The organism is Bacteroides ihuae, assembly GCF_900104585.1.
Classification (GTDB): Bacteria; Bacteroidota; Bacteroidia; order Bacteroidales; family Bacteroidaceae; genus Bacteroides; species Bacteroides ihuae.
The window spans coordinates 1,037,763-1,059,940 of record NZ_FNVX01000005.1 but is presented as its reverse complement, the minus strand read 5'-3'; the positions used below and the strand labels follow the sequence as shown (position 1 = coordinate 1,059,940).

The window sequence follows — 22,178 nt, the reverse complement described above, 5'->3', positions numbered from 1 at the left end:
TTTATTGTGAATGATTTACTGGAAAAATATCAGCTAATGACTAAAACGTGCTTGGTGTTTTAGCTGTGGGCTAATAATATATGAAATAGGTTTTTTAGCTATTTATTCTTTCTATTACTGTTTTCTCTGTTTTTTCAAAAATCTCAGAAAACGGCATACCTGTTATTGCAAAAGAAGAGTGGATTGTAAAAGTGAGTTTATTTCCTAAACCTAGAGGAAAAGATCCCCATTTTGTCATTTTCCAGGAATTATTTATAGTTAGCGGAACCATATAGGCTGAAGGTGCATATTTGCATAATATCTTCAATCCATTTTCGGCAAAAGCTCTCGGGATGCCAGTTTTACTTCTAGTGCCTTCGGGGAATATGACCACTGATCGCTTATTCGATTCAACATATTCGGCTATTCGTTTAATGGCAGGCAGGCTCTGCTTCGGATCTTTACGGTCGATAACTGCTGATCCTCCATGATTCAGGTTATACGAGATACTAGGGATGCCTTTTGCTAATTCTTTCTTACTGATGAACTTGGGATGAACTTTACGCATAAACCATATAATCGCAGGTATATCGTACAAACTTTGGTGATTAGCCGAGATAATCAGTGGAACGCCTTGTGGTAACAAATTAAGGTTCTCTATTTTATAAGTTGTTCCCAATATATAGGTGTTGGCTACCAAGAAAAAATTCAAAATATCGACACTCTTTTTGTGTGCATTATATCCGAATAAATTGAAGCATAGCCACTGGATGGGATGAAATATTAGCAATGAACAAGAAAATAGGAGATAATAAATTGCTGATAGTGGGTATGATATTATTTTTTTCATGCGCAAAGATTTCATTCATTCTGCTCTAAAAAAGAGATATTGATGATTTTACTTAATTTTTTAATCTTATTTAAATAAACACTTGAAAGAGATTTATTGTTCAAAATAAAATGAGTCTAGCTATCGCACAAGATTTTACTTCTCAAACATTTATCAAGAGGCTAAATCGACTATTTGGGCCTCTGTAAGAGGCGAATAAATTCTTCTAATGTGCTGAAGCTATGACTTGAATATAATGAGTTCTTGTCAGTAAAAAAAGAAGAACTTATTATCTCAACTTCAAAAGAATATATGCTTGTGGTTTGAATCATAATATATATATGCTTATATTATATAAATAAATAAGCTACTCTCACGAGCAGCTTATTTATATGTTAATCTTAAAATCTAATCTTATGAAAAAAAACTTATGTAAAAGTACATATTATAGGGATAATTCCAAATAATAGAGGTCTCTTCATAGAAATTATAACAAGGTTTAATTTATAATGTTAGATCATTAACTAAATATTTTTATTTAGTTAAAAATTAACTAAATAAGACAGGTCTGTTTTTATCTCATCAATTTGAAAAAGCATATATGATGAGTTATTTATTTATCATATATTTAATCGATGTTCTTGTGTTTAACTTAAAATTAGCTATATTTGTTGCTTAAATTTGCTTTTAGGTAGACAAAAGATTAAAATACATCTATGAATATATCAAATAGGAGAAAATTCTCTATACCATTGTATCTACGTATTTTATTAGGCTTGGTTCTAGGAATAATAGCTGGCATTATTGCGGTATCTATTGGTGGTGAAACTTTCATTCAGTTTTGGGTAAAACCATGGGGGAAAGTATTTATTAAAATGTTGCAACTGGTTGCAGTGCCACTAGTTTTTGTATCACTAGTAAAAGGAGTAACAGGATTGGAAGATATTGGGCGTTTCTCGAAGATAGGACTGAAAGCTATAATGCTTTATTTGGTCACTACCGTATCATCTATCATTTTAGGTCTATTTTTGGTGTTGATTATTCGCCCAGGAAGCTATGTGGATACTGCAAAGGCTAATGAAATGAAGCAGAATTATCACAGTATTGTTGAAGAAAAAAAAGCTGCAGCGCAATCGACCCAAGAGCAAGGGCCTCTCTCCTTTATTGATGATATTATCCCGGATAATTTGGTCAATGCTGCAAGCGACAATGGTAAAATGTTGCAAGTAATTTTTTTCGCAATCTTTTTTGGCGTGGCAGCCATTAGCATTCCCAAAGAAAAGACAAAACCTGTTTTAAAAGTTTTCGATTCGCTATATGACATCATATTAACTATGGTTGACTATATCATCCGCTTTGCTCCTTACGGAGTGTTTGCTTTGATGGCTGCCATGGTAGTAGATAATTCGGGCGGCTTATCTATCTTCGCAGCATTGGTTATGTATGCGGGTACAGTCGCATTGGGGTTGTTTATCTTAATTTTTATTTTCTACCCTTCACTCGTTCATTTTTTTACCAAAATACCGGTTGGAAAGTTTATTAAAGCGATGTATCCAGTGCAATTACTAGCTTTCACCACTAGCTCGAGTGCTGCTACGTTGCCACTTAATATGGAAACAGCCGAAAAAGAACTTGCTATTTCAAAAGAGATAACATCTTTCGTTTTACCTGTGGGTACTACCATAAATATGGATGGAACAAGTTGTTATCAAACCATTGCTGTCGTTTTTATAGCTCAGGTGATGGGCATTCATCTTGGTTGGATGGAAATGATTTCCATTGTTCTCCTGACTACTATATCTTCTATAGGAACGCCTGCAATTCCCGGAGGGAGTTATGTAATACTTACTATGGTGCTTTCCTCCGTGGGTATTCCAGCCGAAGGTTTGGCTTTGATTCTTGGAGTAGACAGGCCTCTCGACATGTTACGCACATCGGTTAATGTGACAGGTGATGCTACAGTAGCTGCAATTATTGATAAATAATAAATTATATTATTCGTTTTCAGGACATGAATGTACTAATGAATCTTTTATGGCTCCTTCTTGGTGGCATTTTTACTTGTTTGGAGTATTTAATTTCCAGCCTTTTGATGATGATTACCATTATCGGTATTCCTTTCGGTTTACAAACAATGAAACTTGCCTTTTTGGCACTTTCTCCATTTGGAAAGGAAGTAATAACAGTTCCTCACTCGGGCGGTTGCCTTAGCATATTGATGAATATCTTATGGCTCTTTCTAGGAGGGTTTTGGATTAGTCTTACTCATTTAGTGTTCGGTTTTATTTTGTGCGTAACTGTTATAGGAATTCCTTTTGGTTTGCAACATTTTAAACTGGCAAGTTTGGCTCTTACCCCTTTTGGCAAAGAGGTCGTTAATAAATAACAGTCTTATATTATCTACAAAAAATAGTCATTTTGATTGCATAGATTTCTCTTTTTTACTACTTTTGCACTCACAAAATGAGTTTCAATGCTGCCTTAAAGTTATAGAACTTTCTTTTTGAAACAAAAAGTTTATGTGCTGGTAGATTGAAATAATTAGGGTAAAATAAAATCAAAGTACCTTGACTAAATAGAAGGTTGTTTTGAGCCCTTGAATGAAATAAATAATAGCAATAAAATGGCAAAAGAGCTGAAAGATTTGACCAAACGCAGCGAAAATTATTCGCAGTGGTACAATGAATTGGTAGTGAAAGCCGATCTGGCTGAACAGTCTGCTGTGCGTGGATGTATGGTGATTAAACCTTACGGATATGCTATCTGGGAGAAGATTCAACGTCAACTGGATGATATGTTTAAAGAAACTGGACATGTGAATGCTTACTTCCCGTTATTGATTCCGAAGTCATTTCTTAGTCGCGAAGCAGAACATGTGGAAGGTTTTGCCAAAGAGTGTGCTGTGGTTACACATCATCGCCTGAAAATGTCGGCAGATGGGAAAGAAGTGGTTGTTGACCCTGCTGCTAAACTTGAAGAAGAGCTCATTATTCGCCCAACTTCAGAGACAATAATTTGGAACACCTATAAGAACTGGATTAATTCTTATCGTGATCTGCCTATCTTATGCAATCAATGGGCTAATGTTATGCGGTGGGAGATGCGTACGCGTCTATTTCTTCGTACTTCTGAGTTCTTGTGGCAAGAGGGACATACTGCCCATGCCACGCGTGAGGAAGCAGAAGAGGAAGCAATACGTATGCTTAATATATATGGTGATTTTGCTGAGCAATATATGGCTGTACCTGTTATTAAGGGAGTAAAGTCGGCCAATGAACGTTTTGCCGGAGCAATTGACACCTATACTATTGAAGCAATGATGCAAGATGGAAAGGCATTGCAAAGCGGTACGTCTCACTTCTTGGGACAAAATTTCGCAAAGGCATTCGATGTTCAATTTGTGAACAAAGAAAATAAGATGGAGTATGTTTGGGCTACTTCATGGGGAGTATCTACTCGCCTGATTGGTGCACTTATCATGGCTCATTCTGATGATAACGGGCTGGTATTACCTCCGCATTTGGCGCCTATTCAGGTAGTTGTCGTTCCTATTTATAAGAATGAAGAACAGTTGGCACAGATAAATGAAAAGGTAGCCGGCATTGTTAGTAGCCTTAAAAAACTTGGAATCTCAGTGAAATACGACAACTCAGATAACAAACGTCCGGGATTCAAATTTGCCGATTATGAGTTGAAAGGGGTCCCTGTACGCTTAGTAATGGGTGGACGTGACTTGGAAAATAATACGATGGAGGTAATGCGCCGAGATACACTTGAGAAAGAAACAATCTCTTGTGAAGGAATAGAGACATATGTTCAAAATCTATTGGAAGAAATTCAGGCCAATATTTATAAGAAAGCATTAGATTATCGTACCTCTCGTACAATCACTGTAGAGAGTTACGATGAATTCAAAGAAAAAATAGAAGAGGGTGGTTTTATCTTGGCTCACTGGGACGGTACTCCCGAAACAGAAGAAAAAATCAAGGAAGAAACGAAAGCAACCATTCGTTGCATTCCTCTCGAAGGAGATAAAACTCCCGGTAAATGTATGGTTACAGGCAAACCATCTGTTTGTCGTGTGATATTTGCCCGAGCTTATTAAATAAAAATTCAGCACTCTTTGTGGTATTACTGCTCCTTTATTCATAACAATTTGAGCTTAATACACTAAAGAGTGCTGTTTTTTTATTGATTATGATTGGATTATAATTTAAAAATCTAGAAAACGCTTAGTTAGACCACCGTACTCATCAATGCGTCTGTCTCGCAAGAAAGGCCACCAACGACGGACGTTTTCCGAACGTTCTAAATCTACTTCTACAACTAAATTTTCATTTGTATCATTAGTAGCTTGTGCCAGCAATTCTCCTTGCGGACCTGCTACAAAGCTATTCCCCCAAAACTGAATGCCATTAGTTTGCCCTGAAGGATCGGGTTCATGCCCAACACGATTGACTGAAATCACAGGCAGTCCATTGGCTACAGCATGTGCTCTCTGTGAAATAATCCAGGCATTGAGTTGGCGAGATTTTTCTTCTTCAGCATCCGTACTTTCCCAGCCAATAGCAGTAGGATAAATCAATAGTTCAGCACCTTTAAGTGCCATCAGGCGGGCAGCTTCGGGATACCATTGATCCCAGCAAACCAATACGCCTAACTTGCCAAGAGAGGTTTCAATGGGCTCAAATCCTATATCTCCGGGGGTAAAATAAAACTTTTCGTAGTAAGCTGGGTCATCAGGAATATGCATTTTGCGGTACTTCCCGGCTGTGCTGCCATCACTATCGAATACAACAGCTGTATTATGGTACAACCCAGGGGCGCGCTTTTCAAACAGAGAAGTGACTAATACCACTTTGTTTGCGGCAGCCAGTTCAGCGTAAAATACGGTAGAAGGACCTGGGATAGTTTCTGCTAAATCGAATAGATTCGTATCTTCCGTTTGGCAAAAATATAGTGAATTATGCAACTCTTGCAATACAATCAATTGAGCCCCCTGAGCAGCACAAGTTTGGATGCTCTTCGCCAGATTCATCAGATTGCTGCGAGTATCGGCTGAGTTGGACTGTTGAATTAGTCCTACTTTTATTTTTCTCATGACATTTTTAGTTTACAATGTTTATTCTTAGAGTACTCCCATAGGATATTGCATGGTGACACAATGTAGAGAACCATGTTGTTTAATTAGTGCGCGGCAATCTATACCTACTATTTCATAGTTTGGAAAGGCTTCTAGCAAAACAGCCATCGCTTTTTTATCATTTTCAACCTGCGCATAGGTAGGATAGAGGATTGTTTCATTCAGAATAAGGAAGTTTGCATAAGTGGCTGGTAATCGCTCTCCATCACATTCTATCTTATCGGCCATTGGTAATGCCAGTAATCGGTATGGTTCTCCGCTTAGAGTTTGAAATGTTTCGAGTTGCTCTTCCATCTTTTTCAAAGCTTCGTAATGAACGTCAGTAGTATTTGTGCATTTAACATACGCAATGGTGTTAGGAGAGCAAAAACGTGCAAGAGTGTCTATGTGGCTGTCTGTATCATCACCTGCCAGATAGCCATGATCAAGCCAAAGCACTCGTTGCAGATGAAAGATCGACCGAAGATATTCTTCAATCTCCACCTTATTCATTTGTCCGTTGCGGTTAGGAGAAAGTAGGCATTCGGAAGTAGTCAGCACTGTTCCCATACCATCGCTCTCAATGGAACCACCTTCGAGAACAAAATTAAGACGATTTTCATAGCGTCCTTTCAACAAACCTGCTTTCACAGCTCTGCGCGTGATCAAATTGTCCTGATCAGAAGCAAATTTCAACCCCCAGCCATTAAAAGTAAAATCTAGCAAGGCGGGAGAATTGCCATCAATCAAGCTGATAGCTCCATGATCTCTAGCCCAAGTGTCATTTGTTTCACTCTGAAGGAAGACTACACTATCCATGTTGACAACGCCTGATAACTGTTCTTTTATCTCTTCAGGTTCGGGCGCAACAATGAGTAGTTTTTCTCGTTTGGCAATTTCACCGGCAATTTTAATAAAGCACTCTTGTACTTCATCGAGCATATAAGCCCAGTCGGTTTCTGCATGTGGCCAAGTGAGTTGAATGCCACTCTGCGGATGCCATTCGGCAGGAAGGTGAGGAGCCCGCATTTCAATTTGTTCATTAAGTCCTAAGCCAAAACTCAACTGTAAATCTGATCCGGAGCCTCCTGGTCCTGGATATCCAACTATTATTCCCATTCTCTTATTTAATAATTTAATAAAAAGGTGATTATATATTATGCGTGCAAATATAGATATTTAGGGTGACGAATCAAAAGCATAAAAATTATTCCTCCTTATATTTCATCATAAATTAGTGTTGTGCATATCATTTTGCGGGTCACTCCAATATTAATTGGGAATAAAATGATGTGTCTGGAATGATGCTTTCAGCCGTATTTGTGTGATTTGATCTAAATTTTTTAGAGAATAATGACAAATCATGACAGGCTTTTTTCTTTTTTTTATTTACATTTGTAAATGTATTACTATAATTTGATTTCTACCATATATGGAATTTAAATTAAGAGCATGGAATTTAGATGATGTTCCTTCTCTGGCCAAGCATATCAATAATATTAAAATATGGAACAATGTGCGAGATTTTTTGCCTAATCCTTATACGGAAGAAGATGCGCGCGAGTATATTTTAATGCTTACCGAGAAAGGTGGCCCACAAATGGATTTTGCCATTGATATTGGCGGAAGGGCCGTAGGAGGTATCGGACTCATTCCGGGCAGCGATGTTGAAAGGATTTCAGCCGAATTGGGCTATTGGCTAGGAGAGGAGTATTGGGGAAATGATATAATGAGTGAAGCGGTGAAACAAATTATTCAATACGCTTTTGGCGAACTCTTCTTCAGTAAGATCTTTGCAATGGTGTTTAGCTCTAATGTTGCTTCGATGAGAGTACTCGAAAAAGTAGGATTTGAAAAAGAAGCTGTATTGAAAAGTGCTTTGATAAAGAATGGAGTTATTATGGACTTTCACTATTACAGTATAATTAAAAAATGAAATATGTATATTAGCCATATAGCTATCTGGACACAACAGTTAGAAGAACAAAGAAATTTCTATGTAACTTATTTCGGAGGGGAAAGCAATGATAAATACATTAACTCTGTTAAAGGTTTTGAGTCTTATTTTATTAGCTTTGATAAAGGTACCAGTGCTTTAGAAATAATGAAAAGAATGGATGTCACAGCGTTAAAAGCCAATATTGATTGCATTGGTTTAGCTCATTTTGCTTTTTCATTAGGAAGTAAAGATGGTGTAGTAGAACTTACTGATAGGCTCCGTAGAGATGGTTATGTCATTGCCGGAGAACCAAGAACTACTGGGGATGGATATTTTGAGAGCGTTGTGCTGGATCCCGATGGCAATCGAGTGGAGATTACGGATTAAACGAACGCATTTTTTGAGGAATATAACGTAACTGTACGTATTGTTCACCGGTTTTAATGTAACCACTGTCAATCATGATTTTTGTTACTTTGAAAATTTCTAAGCGATACTTCAAATATCGTTGAATATCTTCGGGCTGCTCTTTGATAAACGATAATATGTTGACTTTACCGCTTTTGTGAATAAAGACCTTTGCTTTAACCGTTTGAATTTGTAATCGTTCATTTTGCTTTCTTTGTACTTTATCTACCCAGAAAATAGCCATTGCTTTGATGTTATTATCTTCTTTAATCTCTATCTGGGCTACTGTATGATCGCTTTTGAGTGATTGCTGGCAGGCAAAAAAAACTAAAATAGAGGCTAAAACACAAAGAGTTTTCTTCATAATAATAGATTATTAATATTCTTTTGCGACTAATGTAGTAAAAAAGGAGTAAAAGGATGGATTATTATTGATAATATATTATCTTTGCCTCAAATTTTCTATTAATAATGAAAATTAAAGAAATAGTAAGCGCCCTTGAACGGTTCGCGCCTCTGCCATTGCAAGACGGATATGATAATGCCGGCATGCAAATAGGACTAACAGATGCGGAAGCAACAGGGGCTTTGTTGTGTCTGGACGTTACTGAAGCGGTACTCGATGAAGCAATAGCATCTGAGTGCAATCTTGTTATATCTCATCATCCACTAATCTTTAAGGGATATAAGTCTATTACTGGTAGAGATTATATTGAACGTTGCATGTTAAAGGCTATAAAGAATGATATTGCGATCTATTCTGCCCATACTAATTTGGATAATGTCCAAGGAGGTGTAAGCTTTAAAATAGCAGAGAAAATAGGTTTGAAAAATATTCAGATTCTGTCTGAAAAAGAAAATAGCCTACTGAAACTGGTTACATTTGTACCATTTATCCAAGCGGATGTTGTGCGTGCTGCATTATTCTCAGCTGGATGCGGCTGTATAGGTAATTACGATTCATGCAGCTTTAATATGGAAGGCGAGGGGACTTTTCGTGCAAATGAATCAGCAACGCCATTTTGTGGCACTATAGGCCAATTACATCATGAAGGAGAAGTTCGAATAGAAACAATTTTGCCTATCTTCAAGAAAGAAGAAGTAGCAAAAGCTTTGATTGCTGCTCATCCCTACGAAGAGCCGGTGTATGATTTTTATCCTTTAATGAATGCTTGGCAGCAATCTGGAGCTGGTGTAGTGGGAGAGTTAGATAGCTCGGAAACTGAGCTTAATTTTCTAAAAAGAATCAAGAAAACATTTGAGGTAGGGTGTTTGAAACATAACAGATTGTCTGGGCGTGAAATTCATAAAGTAGCTCTTTGCGGAGGTTCAGGAGCTTTTCTCCTAAAAAACGCAATTGCTTGCAAGGCAGATGTTTTTATTACAGGCGAAATGAAATATCATGATTATTTTGGCTACGAATCGGATATTTTAATTGCAGAAATAGGACATTACGAGAGCGAACAATATACAAAAGAAATTTTTTATTCCATAATCCGGGATTTATTTCCTAATTTTACATTACGATTTAGTAAAATAAATACAAATCCCATTAAATATTTATAAGTAAAATGGCTAAAGAAGCAAAAAACGAACCGAAAGAGTTGACTGTTGAGCAAAAGCTAAAAGCATTGTTTCAATTGCAAACTATGTTGTCTGAAATTGATAAAATTAAGACCTTAAGAGGAGAACTTCCTTTGGAAGTACAAGACCTTGAAGACGAAGTTGCCGGTTTGAGTACGCGTATCGATAAAATTAAAGCAGAAATTGACGAGTTGAAAGCGTCTATTGCTGCTAAGAAAATTGAAATAGATACTTCAAAAGTTGCAGTTGACAAGTATAAATCTCAACAAGACAATGTACGTAATAACCGTGAATACGACTTCTTAAGCAAAGAAATTGAATTTCAGACTCTCGAAGTTGAGTTGTGTGAAAAGCGTATCAAGGAATTTGTTACTGAAGAGAAAGAAAAATCGGAAGAAGCAGCTAAAAGTATAGCCATTTTAGATGAGAGAAAGAAAGATCTTGATCAAAAGAAAAGCGAATTGGATGAAATCGTTTCAGAAACCAAGCAAGAAGAAGAAAAGCTGAGAGATAAAGCCAAAGTTCTGGAAACAACTATTGAGCCTCGTTTACTTCAATCATTTAAGCGTATCCGCAAAAATTCACGCAATGGATTAGGTATTGTGTATGTACAACGTGATGCTTGTGGTGGTTGCTTTAATAAGATTCCACCTCAGAGACAGTTGGATATTCGTTCTCGTAAGAAAATTATTGTTTGCGAATATTGTGGTAGGGTGATAATTGACCCTGAATTAGCAGGTATCGAAATAGAGCAGAAAGTTGAAAAGGTGGAAAAAGCCGGAAAAAAATAACTCGATCCTTCCTTAGAGATATTAATTAAGTATTAGTATTGAAGCGTTCAAGGCAAGCTAGTCTTAATCTATTATTGCGATTAGATAGTAATAGAATTGATAAGCCTTTAGAGTGATTTGTATACTCTAAAGGCTTATTTGTATTTGCGAAGATATTGACTCCCAGTTTGCGTTTTTATTGATAGGATTATATCTGTTATAATGCGGCGTAATCTGGAATATCTTCAAGAAATGTATAGCTCTGGTCAGAGTAATTCATTCGACAACAATAGTGTTGCATGCCATTGCTCACCACTAGGTAATCTACTTTCAAAACCATATTATAGCGAGTGATTTGATCAAAAACGGCCTGAGTGATTTTTATGTGGGGTGCTTTGTATTCTATGATCATTTGTGCCGTTAAGTCCCGTCGGTACAGTACAGTATCACATCTTTTCTTTGTACCGTTGAGGTTCAACAAAATTTCATTGCCCATCAATGCAGCTGGATATCCTTTATGGATTATAAGGAAATGAACAAAATGTTGCCTTACCCATTCTTCAGGGGTCAATGCTACGTATCGTTTACGAATTATATCGAAAATGACACTTTTTTCGTTGCGCAAAGCTATTTTTGTCTCAAACGCAGGCAGGTTTAACGATAACATTTACTACTTTTGTACGTTAAATATTGGTTCCTCTTTTATTGGAAATACAAATTTAATGAATTATTATGAAAACGAAGCAAGAAATCGTGGCTAACTGGCTACCTCGCTACACTAAACGTAATCTCGAAGATTTTGGAGAATATATATTGTTGACCAACTTCAACAAGTATGTCGAAATATTTGCGGAAGAATTTAATGTCCCTATTTTAGGTACAGATGCTAATATGATATCAGCTTCTGCCGAAGGGATTACGATTATTAACTTTGGTATGGGTAGCCCTAATGCAGCAATTATTATGGACCTATTGGGTGCTATTACTCCTAAAGCTTGCTTATTTTTAGGCAAATGTGGCGGAATAGACAAGAAGAATAAAATTGGAGATTTGATACTGCCTATTGCTGCTATCCGTGGAGAAGGAACTTCTAACGACTATTTCCCTCCTGAAGTACCATCGCTCCCCGCATTTATGTTGCAACGTGCTGTTTCTTCAGCCATCAGAGATCATGCGCGAGATTACTGGACGGGAACAGTGTACACTACCAACCGTCGTATTTGGGAGCATGATGATGAGTTTAAAAGTTATCTTCAAAAGACACGTGCTATGGCTGTTGATATGGAAACAGCCACGGTATTTAGTGTTGGCTTTGCTAATCATATTCCTACAGGAGCTTTGTTACTTGTATCTGACCAACCAATGATTCCGGAAGGAGTAAAAACAGATAAAAGTGATAATATTGTAACTCAAAATTATGTAAAAGAACATGTTCAAATTGGTATAGCATCTTTACGAATGATTATTGAAGCGAAGAAAACTGTAAAACATTTGAAATTTGACTGGTAATAACACTTCTATGTAAATATGGCCAAGCAAGAATTAACTTGTGATGATATTCTTAAAGAATTAAAAGCAAAAAAATACCGCCCCATTTATTATTTGATGGGTGAAGAATCCTATTATATCGATTTGATTGCTGATTATATTTTAGCCAATGTTTTAACTGAAGCTGAAAAAGAGTTTAACTTAACGGTCGTTTATGGAGCTGATGTAGATATCTCTACCGTAATAAATACGGCTAAAAGATATCCAATGATGTCCGAATATCAGGTGGTTATCGTAAAAGAATCACAGGCTATAAAAAATATCGAAGGACTAACTTTTTATCTCCAAAAACCTCTCAACTCTACTATATTAGTGATGTGTCATAAACACGGAACACTTGATCGGAGAAAGAAGTTAGCCGTTGAGATAGAAAATAAAGGCATACTTTTTGAATCAAAGCGGATTAAGGAGGCCGGGCTTCCTGCTTTTATATCCTCTTACCTAAAGCTCAAAGGAGTTGATGTTGAACCTAAAGCAGCTCAAATGCTAGCTGACTTTATAGGAACCGATCTCAGTCGGCTAACGGGGGAACTTGAAAAACTTATAATTACATTACCTAAGGGGCAAATGCGAATAACGCCTGAGCAAGTAGAAAAGAATATAGGTATAAGTAAAGACTACAATAACTTTGAACTGCGGAGCGCATTAATTGAAAAGGATGTGTTCAAAGCTAATAAGATCATTAAGTTTTTCGACGAAAATCCTAAAGCAAATCCTATCCAAATGACATTACCTTTGCTATTCAATTTCTTCTCTAATTTGATGTTAGCTTATTATGCTCCTGAAAAATCTGAACAAGGAATTGCTTCAATGTTAGGATTAAAGACTCCTTGGCAGGCTCGTGACTACGTTGCTGCTATGCGAAAATATAACGGAGTAAAAACGATGCAAATCATTGGATACATTCGATATGCTGATGCGAAAAGTAAAGGAGTGGATTGTGGTTCAATGAGCAATGGCGATATTCTTTCCGAACTTGTTTTCAATATTCTTCATTAATATTTTACGCTGTTATTTTCTTTAGTAAAAACTAACTTAGATAAATCAGGTCTTTCTTAACGTGTACATTCTATTTATGAATAGAATGTACACGCTCTGTGTATACACGTAAACACAGTGTGGCATTTTATAAAATTTTAGCGACTCCTTCCTTTTTATTTAATAAATAACTTCTTGCGGTTCTAATATTCATTCTTCACATATCATTTTGCCATTTTAATATAAAAGTAAGTCTAAAGCGTCTTTTTTCTCTAGATTAAAAAAATATCAGAGTGAAAAATAAAACTTAAATCATTGATTATGTGGTATTTATACTGTTTTTAAGCCTCTCAGAATTCATTATTTTAGTTTCACCGTCCATTTACTCGAAAATATAGCAAGGAAATATCATTAGTGAAGATTATGTCATTATAATTTGGTGATAAGATGCAAATATCATTTCGGATATCCAATTTTACTTTCATATAAAGAGTATAGAATTCTATCTTCTTACTTTTTATACTTCACTTTTGTTATGTATGCAACTATTGTATATTATAATCGTGATATAACAGATTACAATTATAATATATTACATATACAAATAAATATATATGTAATAAGCATGATTTATTTCACTAAAGTATTGGACTTTATAATTCGATAAAATAATAGTATACAATGGTATAATTTACTCCTTAACATTTAATACTACAATTGATAATACATTGATAATCATTGATTTATATTTAATATACTAAATGTTTAGTTCTTTTTTATGATAGTATTTAGCTAACATTTGTAATAATAGGTTTTTTATACAAGTCATTGATGTATAAGTACTTTATTACTAGATGATTAATTAATTAATAGTATATTGTATCTCGAATAGATTTTTTGTAAAATACAATTGTATCTTTTGCCATTCGTGATATCAGAAGAAGCGCATAGTACATTTGTGTAGTTATAAATATAAGAGTAATAATTTGCATTTGTAATTTTATCTACATACTTTTGTACAGCAGTTCTTTCACTTAGTATAATTGTGAATAGCCGACTTATAGTATATTTGTAATTACATAAAAGATGGATATTAAAGATAGAATCAAGATGGTCATGGAAAGAGAGAATATGGCATCAGGAACTTTTGCAGAAAGCATTGGTATCCAACAATCTACTCTCTCTCATATTTTGAATGGTCGAAATAATCCGAGTTTGGATGTGATAATGAAAGTCCATCAAAGATATACTTATATAAATCTGGAGTGGCTTTTATATGGTAAAGGTAATCTAATGGAAAATAATTCTTCAGCAACACCATCTTCCGATTATCTGCCTTCTCTATTTGATGAGAATCAATTAAATCCGCCCAAACGGGCGGATGATTCAGAATATCGCAAGGAAATCGTTTCAAAACCATTTGATAACCTACCTAAAGAGACTGTAAAACAGGAGATTAGGTACATAGAAAGACCATCCAGAAAAATCACTGAAATAAGAATTTTCTTCGATGATAATACGTATGAGACTTTCAAGGGTGAAAAATAATCGGTAAGAGTTAGATTTTGCGCATTTTCATGTATCTTTGTCAATTGAATACGAATATACTCTCTTCTATATAACCCACATGAAAAAATTTATTTTAGACTTGATTGTCACTGAGAACACAAGATTAAGCACAAACTATGTGCTACTTAAGATGACAGCTCCATCCATATTGCCGGATATGCTTCCAGGCCAATTTGCTGAATTATTGGTCGATGGCTCGCAAAAAACGTTCTTGCGTCGTCCTATTTCTATTAATTTCGTGGATAAAGAACGCAATGAAGTATGGTTTTTGATACAAATAATAGGTGATGGAACAAGGCAGCTTGCTGAAGTGATCCCTGGTAATAAAGTGAATGTAATGTTTCCCTTAGGCAATAGCTTTACGATGCCGCAAACGCCCTCAGAGAACGTCCTATTAGTTGGTGGAGGTGTTGGTACTGCACCAATGTTGTATTTGGGGGAACAAATAGCTAAAAGCGGCTGTAAACCCACTTTTTTACTGGGAGCTAGAAGTAAGAATGATTTGCTACAGCTTACTGAGTTTGCAATCTATGGAGACGTTTATACTACAACTATGGATGGAACTCATGGTGAAAAAGGATACGTCACCCAGCATTCAATATTAAATAGGGTGCAGTTTGATCAAATTTATACTTGCGGTCCTAAGCCAATGATGATGGCTGTAGCTAAACATGCCAAAGAAAGAAGTATATCTTGTGAAGTTTCGCTGGAAAATACGATGGCATGTGGAATAGGTGCATGTCTTTGTTGTGTTGAAAATACTAGTGAAGGGCACTTATGTGTGTGTACAGAAGGTCCAGTATTTAATATAAATAAACTATTATGGCAGATTTAAGTGTAAATATTGGAGAACTAAAAATGAAAAATCCGGTAATGACTGCATCGGGTACATTTGGATATGGCGAAGAATTTCAAGATTTTATAAATATAGAGCGAATAGGCGGTATTATTGTGAAAGGTACTACTCTTCACAAACGTGAAGGTAATCCATATCCACGTATGGCAGAGACCCCATCAGGCATGCTAAACGCTGTTGGTTTGCAAAATAAAGGCGCAAAATACTTCGCTGATCACATATATCCTCGCATCAAAGGCCTCGATACAAATATAATTGTAAATGTATCAGGTTCTGCCATTGATGACTATGTAGAAACTGCTGAAATTATCAACGAACTTGACAATATTTCTGCTATTGAATTAAATATATCATGTCCCAATGTGAAGGAAGGTGGCATGGCTTTTGGAGTAACCACAACAGGAGCTCATAATGTTGTTAAAGCTGTGCGAGAGGCTTACAAAAAGACACTTATCGTGAAACTCTCTCCAAATGTGACTGACATTGCCGAAATAGCTCGTTCAGCAGAAGATAGTGGAGCAGATAGCGTATCATTAATCAATACTCTGCTAGGAATGGCGATCGATGCGGAACGCAGACGTCCTTTGCTCTCCACAATTACGGGTGGTTTATCGGGACCGGCAGTGAAACCTATTGCACTACGCATGGTTTGGCAGGTTGCTAATGCAGTAAAAATACCAGTCATTGGAATGGGGGGTATTATGGATTGGAAAGATGCAATAGAATTTATTCTTGCAGGAGCTTCTGCTATACAAGTAGGTACTGCAAATTTTATCGATCCGACTACTACTATTAAAGTGGAAGAAGGAATCAACGATTATTTGGAAAGACACAAAATTAAGTCTATTAAAGAGATTGTAGGAGCACTTGAGGTGTAACTATAATTCAAATATACTTATTCGCATTTATTTTTATAATAATATGCTATTTAGGATTATAAATCAAAGGCATCATTTTTCTTATGACTGATGCCTTTGTTATATACCAGAGAATAGAGTAAAAAACAGAGGGGAATATCTCTTTTTGCAGTACTGCCTGGCATACTAAAATGTATCGAATAAATAATCAGGCTAAATATATATAGATGCTTTATATTTACAAATAGCATTATTTATATAGCGCATATAACTTCAGCGTGGTGAATTAACTAGTTCACCACGCTGATCTAGTTAATTCACCACGCTGAAGTAGTTAATTCAGCAAACCTCTCTCAGAACGCTTGCAGGGCTACGTGTGAAATATTTACATTATAAAGCTAAGTGTAGCTTCATAACGACATGATTTAGGACATTTTATTTTGCTTATAATGCAGTTTAATCTTCCAACAAGTCCGGGCGAAGTCGCTTGGTTCGTTCAAAAGACTGCTGTAATTCCCACTCCTTTATTTTGGATTCGTGCCCGGACAAGAGAATATCTGGAACCTTCCACCCATTATATTCTGCCGGGCGTGTATATACCGGAGCAGCAAGAAGGTTATCCTGAAAGGAGTCCGAAAGAGCTGATTGTTCATCAGAGATAACTCCCGGAATGATTCGTACTATTGCATCTGCCATTACAGCCGCTGCAAGTTCGCCTCCAGTCAATACATAATCTCCAATACTGATTTCTTTGGTTATAAAATGCTCGCGAATACGGTAGTCGATACCTTTGAAATGCCCGCAAAGAATAATTAAATTGCCAGCTAATGATAGTGTATTAGCCATTTTCTGATCAAATTGCTCACCATCAGGAGTCGTAAATATTACTTCATCATATATGCGCTCTGCCTTCAAAACATTGATGCAGCGTTCTATTGGCTCGATTTTCATCACCATTCCGGCAAATCCACCAAAAGAATAGTCATCTACACGACGATACTTATCTTCTGTATAGTCACGAAGATTGTGAATCTGGATTTCAGCAAGTCCTTTGCTTTGAGCACGTTTCATGATTGAGCAATTAAAGAATCCCTCAATCATCTCCGGCAAAACTGTAATAATGTCAATGCGCATATCTCTTTTAATTTCTCGCAAAAGTACAAATATTCAAAGATAATCACGTATTTTTGCGTGAAACAATGTTAGAAATATGATTGCGAAAGATAGAATCAACGAATTGCGTGCCCAGCTTCATAGGCATAATTATAACTACTACGTCTTAAACTCTCCCGAAATTGCAGATAAGGAATTTGATGACCTGATGCGTGAACTTCAAGATTTAGAACAAGAACATCCAGAGTTTAGAGACGGCAATTCGCCTACAGTGCGCATTGGAAGTGATTTGAATAAGAATTTTATTCAGGTGGCTCATAAATATCCTATGCTTTCACTTGCCAACACCTATTCTGAAGGTGAAGTCTCCGACTTTTATGAACGAGTACGAAGAGCTTTGAATGAAGATTTTGAGATCTGTTGCGAGATGAAATATGATGGAACATCTATTTCATTAACTTATGAAGATGGACAATTAGTTCGTGCTGTCACCCGTGGTGATGGAGAAAAAGGAGACGATGTTACGGACAATGTAAAGACTATACGAACAATTCCGATGGTGCTGCATGGAGATAATTATCCTTCATCTTTCGAAATCAGAGGTGAAATACTTATGCCTTGGGAAGTTTTTGAAGAACTAAATCGCGAAAAAGAGGCACGAGAAGAATCTCTTTTTGCCAATCCTAGAAATGCTGCGTCAGGAACGCTTAAATTACAAAATTCATCGATAGTTGCTTCAAGAAAGCTTGATGCTTATCTTTACTATTTATTGGGCAACAATTTGCCGTGTGATGGGCACTATGAAAACCTGCAGGAAGCTCAGAGATGGGGCTTTAAAATATCTCCGTTGATGCGTAAGTGCCAAACGCTTCAGGAAGTATTCGATTTTATCAATCATTGGAATCTGGAACGGAAAAATCTTCCTGTGGCCACAGATGGTATTGTGCTTAAAGTAAACAGCTTGAAACAACAGAAAAATCTGGGCTTCACGGCAAAATCTCCTCGTTGGGCTATAGCCTACAAGTTCCAAGCTGAACAAGCCTTGACACGGCTTAATAAGGTGACTTTTCAAGTTGGACGAACAGGTGCTGTTACTCCCGTAGCCAATCTGGATCCTGTACAATTATCGGGAACAGTCGTTAAACGTGCATCCCTGCACAACGCAGACATTATTAAGGGACTCGATTTGTATATTGGAGACATGGTTTATGTGGAAAAAGGAGGAGAAATTATTCCGAAAATTACTGGTGTGGATACTTCTTTGCGCTTCATGATTGGCGAAAAAGTGGAATTCATCAAAAATTGTCCAGAATGTGGCAGTAGGTTAGTACGTTTTGAAGGAGAAGCGGCTTATTATTGCCCAAACGAAACAGCTTGCCCTCCTCAGATTAAAGGAAAAATAGAGCATTTCATTAGCCGTAAAGCTATGAATATTGAAGGTTTAGGTCCTGAAACAGTTGATTCGTTTTTCAGATTGGGACATATAAAGAATACGGCCGATCTGTATGACCTGCGTATAGAAGATATAAAAGAATTGGATCGCATGGGAGATAAATCAGCTGAAAACATTATTAATGGCATTGAAGCAAGCAAGCAAGTACCTTTTGAGCGTGTCTTATTTGCATTGGGTATCCGCTTTGTGGGCGAAACGGTAGCAAAGAAGATAGCTCGTGCCTTTAGCGATATTGAAGAACTGGAGAAAGCTGACCTTGAAACTCTGAAAAGTATCGATGAAATAGGCGAAAAAATAGCTCAGAGCATTCTCGCTTATTTTGAAAACGTAACAAACAGGAACTTAGTGGAAAAATTGAAAAGCCATGGCTTACGTTTGTTTCGTAGCGAAGAAGAGACTCTAGATACCACTAATAAGCTGTTAGGACAATCCATACTTATCAGTGGCGTTTTTACACATCATTCTAGAGACGAATACAAAGATATTATAGAGAAAAATGGTGGAAAGAATGTAGGGAGCATTTCTTCAAAAACAAGTTTTATCCTTGCTGGGGAGAATATGGGGCCGTCAAAATTGGAAAAAGCGCACAAGTTGGGGGTTAGAATAGTAAATGAGGAAGAATTTATAACACTTATCTCGTAACATTTTTGTGCTTTAAGCTGATTTTATGCACCATTAAAGTAGGTAAAAGAGAAAATATTCGTACTTTTGCGAGCATATTACTTAGAGATCATTATAATTTCATGATACAGACTAAATTGAAAGGAATGGGGGTAGCACTGATTACTCCTTTCAAAGAAGACGAAAGTGTTGACTATGACGCATTATTACGATTGGTGGATTACTTACTCCAAAATAATGCAGACTTTTTATGTGTGCTGGGAACAACAGCCGAAACTCCGACACTGACAGAAGAAGAAAAAACAAAAATTAAAAAAGTTGTAATTGAACGCGTTAATAAAAGAATACCAATACTCCTTGGAGTTGGAGGTAATAATACAAGGGCTATTGCAGAAAGCTTAAAAAATGACGACTATACTGGAGTAGACGCCATTTTGTCCGTAGTACCATACTACAACAAACCATCTCAAGAAGGTATATATCAGCACTATAAAGCAATATCTGCCGCTACAGAACTACCTATCGTGCTCTATAACGTTCCAGGGCGAACAGGAGTAAACATGACTGCACAAACAACCTTGCGCATAGCTCGTGATTTTAAAAATGTAGTGGCGATTAAAGAGGCTTCGGGTGACATCACTCAAATGGATGATATCATAAAAAATAAACCGACCAATTTTGATGTTATTTCGGGAGATGACGGCATTACTTTCCCCTTAATTACACTTGGTGCTGTTGGGGTTATTTCTGTTATAGGGAATGCCTTCCCACGTGAATTTAGTCGCATGACTCGTTTAGCTTTGCAAGGAGACTTTGTAAATGCTTTAACCATTCACCATCGATTTACCGAATTATTCAGCTTACTATTTGTTGATGGCAATCCTGCGGGTGTTAAATCAATGTTGAATGCTATGGGAATGATTGAAAATAAGTTGCGTCTGCCGTTGGTTCCTACTAGAATTACCACTTTTGAAGCGATTCGTAAAGTTCTTAATGAGCTAAATATAAAGTGTTAGCGAGATTGCTAATTTTAAAATTATAAAAATCCGAAAAGATTAATGAGAATATCTTTTCGGATTTTTTTGTAGCAGCAAATAAATACAGGTGGCTATACTTATAAGAAGCTTTTGAAGTAAGCTTATATTTCATTTTTAAAAAGGCACTTATTTGATTTATAATCTATATTATGTTTAATATATATCCCTGATATTCAAACATAACCACTCTATTACATGCATTTTAAATAAAAGTATCTTTAGTAGAAAAATAAAGAGGATACCAAATAAGAACTTGGTATCCTCTTTATTATATATGTTTTTGAATTAATTATTCATTAATTTATCAATTTCTTCAAATTGCGTACCAAGATTCAGATTGTAGTATATTCTATATAAACCTTGTATCCACAAGTCTTTTTGATCTGGCTTTAGCTCTCTAGCCTTTTCGTAATATGGCTTTGCTTCCTCATAAAATTTCTTTATTGCAGCTTGTTCCTTTTTATATTTGGGATCATTGACATCTGCTGTAGTTTTAGCAGCATACTCTTGAGCTTGCAAACAATAGATTAAGCCTAAATTTGAATAAGCTTCTGCATATTTTGCATCTATAGCAATGGTTTTCTTATAAAACTCGATTGCTTTATCATATTCTTTCATGTTATGATACAAATACGCTTTTACGTAAAGATAGAAAGTATTATTCGGGTCCTTTGCCAACATCTCATCAGCGAACTGCATTGCATCACTATATTTATTTGCATTGCTATAGTAATCAATTAAGTGGCCAAAAAAGAATGAATGATCTGGGAACTTCTGTATACCTTCCTTCAATGTAGAAACCCATTTTACTGTATCGCCTTGAGCTTTATAGGCAGTAGCCATAAACTCCATAGCGTACTTACCTACTTCTTTGTCATTTTGCGCATAAGGGCCATATTTAAGTACGGTAGGATAATCTTCCAGCTTGGCAGCAGCTAGAGTTGCATAGTATGCTACCTGAGGCAAAATAGTATCTTTTTGCAGGAAGTTTTCTTTCTCAAACATTGGATGAGCGGCAACATCTACATAAGTAGAGAAGAAAGCTAGTGCCTCTTTGTTTTTATCCAAATTGAAATATTGAATGCCGCCATTAATCAAGTTTGGGCGCTCACTTAGCATTATTGCAGAATTGGCTTTTCTGAATTTGTTTTTAACCTTACCTTTTTCGTTGGGTATTTCAGACAATTGATCGCATTTGAGATAATACTTATACATATCTAATACGCTATTGTACACCTTAAGAGTATCGTAAGGTTTCTTTAGATATGCATTCTCCATCTCTTTTTCATTTATTCTTTTCTGAATAAAACCAGCGGCATCCCATGTCTCAGGATTTTCTTTCGTTTCAGGGTTGATTAAAGCTTCTTTTATAAGCTGCTCAGCCTTTGTAAAGTCTGGTTTTACTTCATTAGCTATTCTTTTCGCCTCTTTTACGTTCTTTTCTTGAGCAAAAGAGATGCTAGCCATAAACAATAAAACCATAGAAAATAATACTCTTTTCATGATTGTTGTTGA

The 22,178-nt window shown here is 36.2% G+C and carries 21 protein-coding genes; 14 read left to right on the top strand and 7 right to left on the bottom strand.

What is annotated here, in order from left to right; all coding sequences use genetic code 11:
- Nucleotides 1-94 precede the first annotated feature (94 nt).
- The gene (locus BQ5338_RS09820) at nt 95-829 is read right to left on the bottom strand and encodes a lysophospholipid acyltransferase family protein (protein WP_071146607.1); all 735 of its coding nucleotides are present in this window, start codon (nt 827-829) and stop codon (nt 95-97) included.
- 695 nt (nt 830-1,524) lie between these two features.
- Here BQ5338_RS09820 and BQ5338_RS09815 point away from each other — a divergent pair.
- The 3 genes from BQ5338_RS09815 to proS all read left to right on the top strand — a co-directional run bounded on the left by BQ5338_RS09815 (nt 1,525) and on the right by proS (nt 4,913).
- Entirely contained in the window at nt 1,525-2,793 is a 1,269-nt protein-coding gene (locus BQ5338_RS09815) for a dicarboxylate/amino acid:cation symporter (protein WP_071146606.1), read from the top strand.
- Between the two features lie 26 nt (nt 2,794-2,819).
- Nucleotides 2,820-3,194 (top strand): YccF domain-containing protein, encoded by a 375-nt coding sequence (locus tag BQ5338_RS09810; RefSeq protein WP_071146605.1) that lies wholly within the window; start codon nt 2,820-2,822, stop codon nt 3,192-3,194.
- Between the two features lie 237 nt (nt 3,195-3,431).
- Nucleotides 3,432-4,913, top strand: a complete 1,482-nt coding sequence (proS, locus tag BQ5338_RS09805; RefSeq protein WP_071146604.1) for a proline--tRNA ligase — start codon at nt 3,432-3,434, stop codon at nt 4,911-4,913.
- 108 nt (nt 4,914-5,021) lie between these two features.
- On the opposite strand, the gene BQ5338_RS09800 is transcribed toward proS, so the two are convergent.
- Together BQ5338_RS09800 and BQ5338_RS09795 are read right to left on the bottom strand one after the other, a co-directional pair.
- Entirely contained in the window at nt 5,022-5,909 is an 888-nt protein-coding gene (locus tag BQ5338_RS09800; protein WP_071146603.1) for a carbon-nitrogen hydrolase, read from the bottom strand.
- Nucleotides 5,910-5,936: 27 nt separating this feature from the next.
- Entirely contained in the window at nt 5,937-7,049 is a 1,113-nt protein-coding gene (locus tag BQ5338_RS09795) for an agmatine deiminase family protein (RefSeq protein ID WP_071146602.1), read from the bottom strand.
- 313 nt (nt 7,050-7,362) lie between these two features.
- Here BQ5338_RS09795 and BQ5338_RS09790 point away from each other — a divergent pair, with 313 nt between their 5' ends.
- Both BQ5338_RS09790 and BQ5338_RS09785 read left to right on the top strand, forming a co-directional pair.
- Nucleotides 7,363-7,866: a GNAT family N-acetyltransferase gene (locus tag BQ5338_RS09790; RefSeq protein ID WP_071146601.1), complete on the top strand. Its 504-nt coding sequence runs from the start codon at nt 7,363-7,365 to the stop codon at nt 7,864-7,866.
- A 3-nt stretch (nt 7,867-7,869) separates the two neighbouring features.
- On the top strand, nt 7,870-8,256 hold the full coding sequence (locus BQ5338_RS09785) for a VOC family protein (protein ID WP_071146600.1): 387 nt from the start codon (nt 7,870-7,872) through the stop codon (nt 8,254-8,256).
- Here the strand turns inward: BQ5338_RS09785 and BQ5338_RS09780 are convergent.
- On the bottom strand, nt 8,246-8,641 hold the full coding sequence (locus BQ5338_RS09780; RefSeq protein WP_071146599.1) for a DUF4891 domain-containing protein: 396 nt from the start codon (nt 8,639-8,641) through the stop codon (nt 8,246-8,248). The two genes, BQ5338_RS09785 and BQ5338_RS09780, sit on opposite strands and share 11 nt — an antisense overlap.
- Nucleotides 8,642-8,748: 107 nt before the next feature.
- Between BQ5338_RS09780 and BQ5338_RS09775 the strand changes: the two genes are divergently transcribed.
- Complete coding sequence (locus tag BQ5338_RS09775) at nt 8,749-9,843, top strand: Nif3-like dinuclear metal center hexameric protein (RefSeq protein WP_071146598.1); 1,095 nt, start codon at nt 8,749-8,751, stop codon at nt 9,841-9,843.
- A gap of 5 nt (nt 9,844-9,848) precedes the next feature.
- A complete protein-coding gene (locus BQ5338_RS09770) occupies nt 9,849-10,652 on the top strand; it encodes a zinc ribbon domain-containing protein (protein WP_071146597.1) in 804 nt (267 codons plus the stop codon).
- Nucleotides 10,653-10,848: 196 nt separating this feature from the next.
- Here the strand turns inward: BQ5338_RS09770 and BQ5338_RS09765 are convergent, their stop codons facing one another.
- On the bottom strand, nt 10,849-11,298 hold the full coding sequence (locus BQ5338_RS09765) for a type I restriction enzyme HsdR N-terminal domain-containing protein (protein WP_071146596.1): 450 nt from the start codon (nt 11,296-11,298) through the stop codon (nt 10,849-10,851).
- A 65-nt stretch (nt 11,299-11,363) separates the two neighbouring features.
- Here BQ5338_RS09765 and BQ5338_RS09760 point away from each other — a divergent pair, with 65 nt between their 5' ends.
- From BQ5338_RS09760 to BQ5338_RS09740, 5 genes are all read left to right on the top strand, one after another.
- Entirely contained in the window at nt 11,364-12,140 is a 777-nt protein-coding gene (locus BQ5338_RS09760) for an AMP nucleosidase (RefSeq protein ID WP_071146595.1), read from the top strand.
- 18 nt (nt 12,141-12,158) lie between these two features.
- The gene (holA, locus tag BQ5338_RS09755; protein ID WP_071146594.1) at nt 12,159-13,178 is read left to right on the top strand and encodes a DNA polymerase III subunit delta; all 1,020 of its coding nucleotides are present in this window, start codon (nt 12,159-12,161) and stop codon (nt 13,176-13,178) included.
- A 1,065-nt stretch (nt 13,179-14,243) separates the two neighbouring features.
- The gene (locus BQ5338_RS09750; RefSeq protein ID WP_071146593.1) at nt 14,244-14,705 is read left to right on the top strand and encodes a helix-turn-helix domain-containing protein; all 462 of its coding nucleotides are present in this window, start codon (nt 14,244-14,246) and stop codon (nt 14,703-14,705) included.
- A 79-nt stretch (nt 14,706-14,784) separates the two neighbouring features.
- Nucleotides 14,785-15,561, top strand: a complete 777-nt coding sequence (locus BQ5338_RS09745; protein ID WP_071146880.1) for a dihydroorotate dehydrogenase electron transfer subunit — start codon at nt 14,785-14,787, stop codon at nt 15,559-15,561.
- A complete protein-coding gene (locus tag BQ5338_RS09740; protein ID WP_071146592.1) occupies nt 15,549-16,460 on the top strand; it encodes a dihydroorotate dehydrogenase in 912 nt (303 codons plus the stop codon). Before BQ5338_RS09745 ends, BQ5338_RS09740 begins: the two co-directional genes overlap by 13 nt.
- A 435-nt stretch (nt 16,461-16,895) precedes the next feature.
- Here BQ5338_RS09740 and trmD read toward each other — a convergent pair whose 3' ends face one another.
- The gene (gene trmD, locus BQ5338_RS09735; protein ID WP_071146591.1) at nt 16,896-17,573 is read right to left on the bottom strand and encodes a tRNA (guanosine(37)-N1)-methyltransferase TrmD; all 678 of its coding nucleotides are present in this window, start codon (nt 17,571-17,573) and stop codon (nt 16,896-16,898) included.
- 76 nt (nt 17,574-17,649) lie between these two features.
- Between trmD and ligA the strand changes: the two genes are divergently transcribed.
- Entirely contained in the window at nt 17,650-19,647 is a 1,998-nt protein-coding gene (ligA, locus tag BQ5338_RS09730) for an NAD-dependent DNA ligase LigA (RefSeq protein ID WP_071146590.1), read from the top strand.
- 101 nt (nt 19,648-19,748) lie between these two features.
- The gene (gene dapA / locus BQ5338_RS09725) at nt 19,749-20,642 is read left to right on the top strand and encodes a 4-hydroxy-tetrahydrodipicolinate synthase (protein WP_071146589.1); all 894 of its coding nucleotides are present in this window, start codon (nt 19,749-19,751) and stop codon (nt 20,640-20,642) included.
- Between the two features lie 306 nt (nt 20,643-20,948).
- Here the strand turns inward: dapA and BQ5338_RS09720 are convergent, their stop codons facing one another.
- A complete protein-coding gene (locus BQ5338_RS09720) occupies nt 20,949-22,166 on the bottom strand; it encodes a tetratricopeptide repeat protein (protein WP_071146588.1) in 1,218 nt (405 codons plus the stop codon).
- Nucleotides 22,167-22,178: the final 12 nt, after the last annotated feature.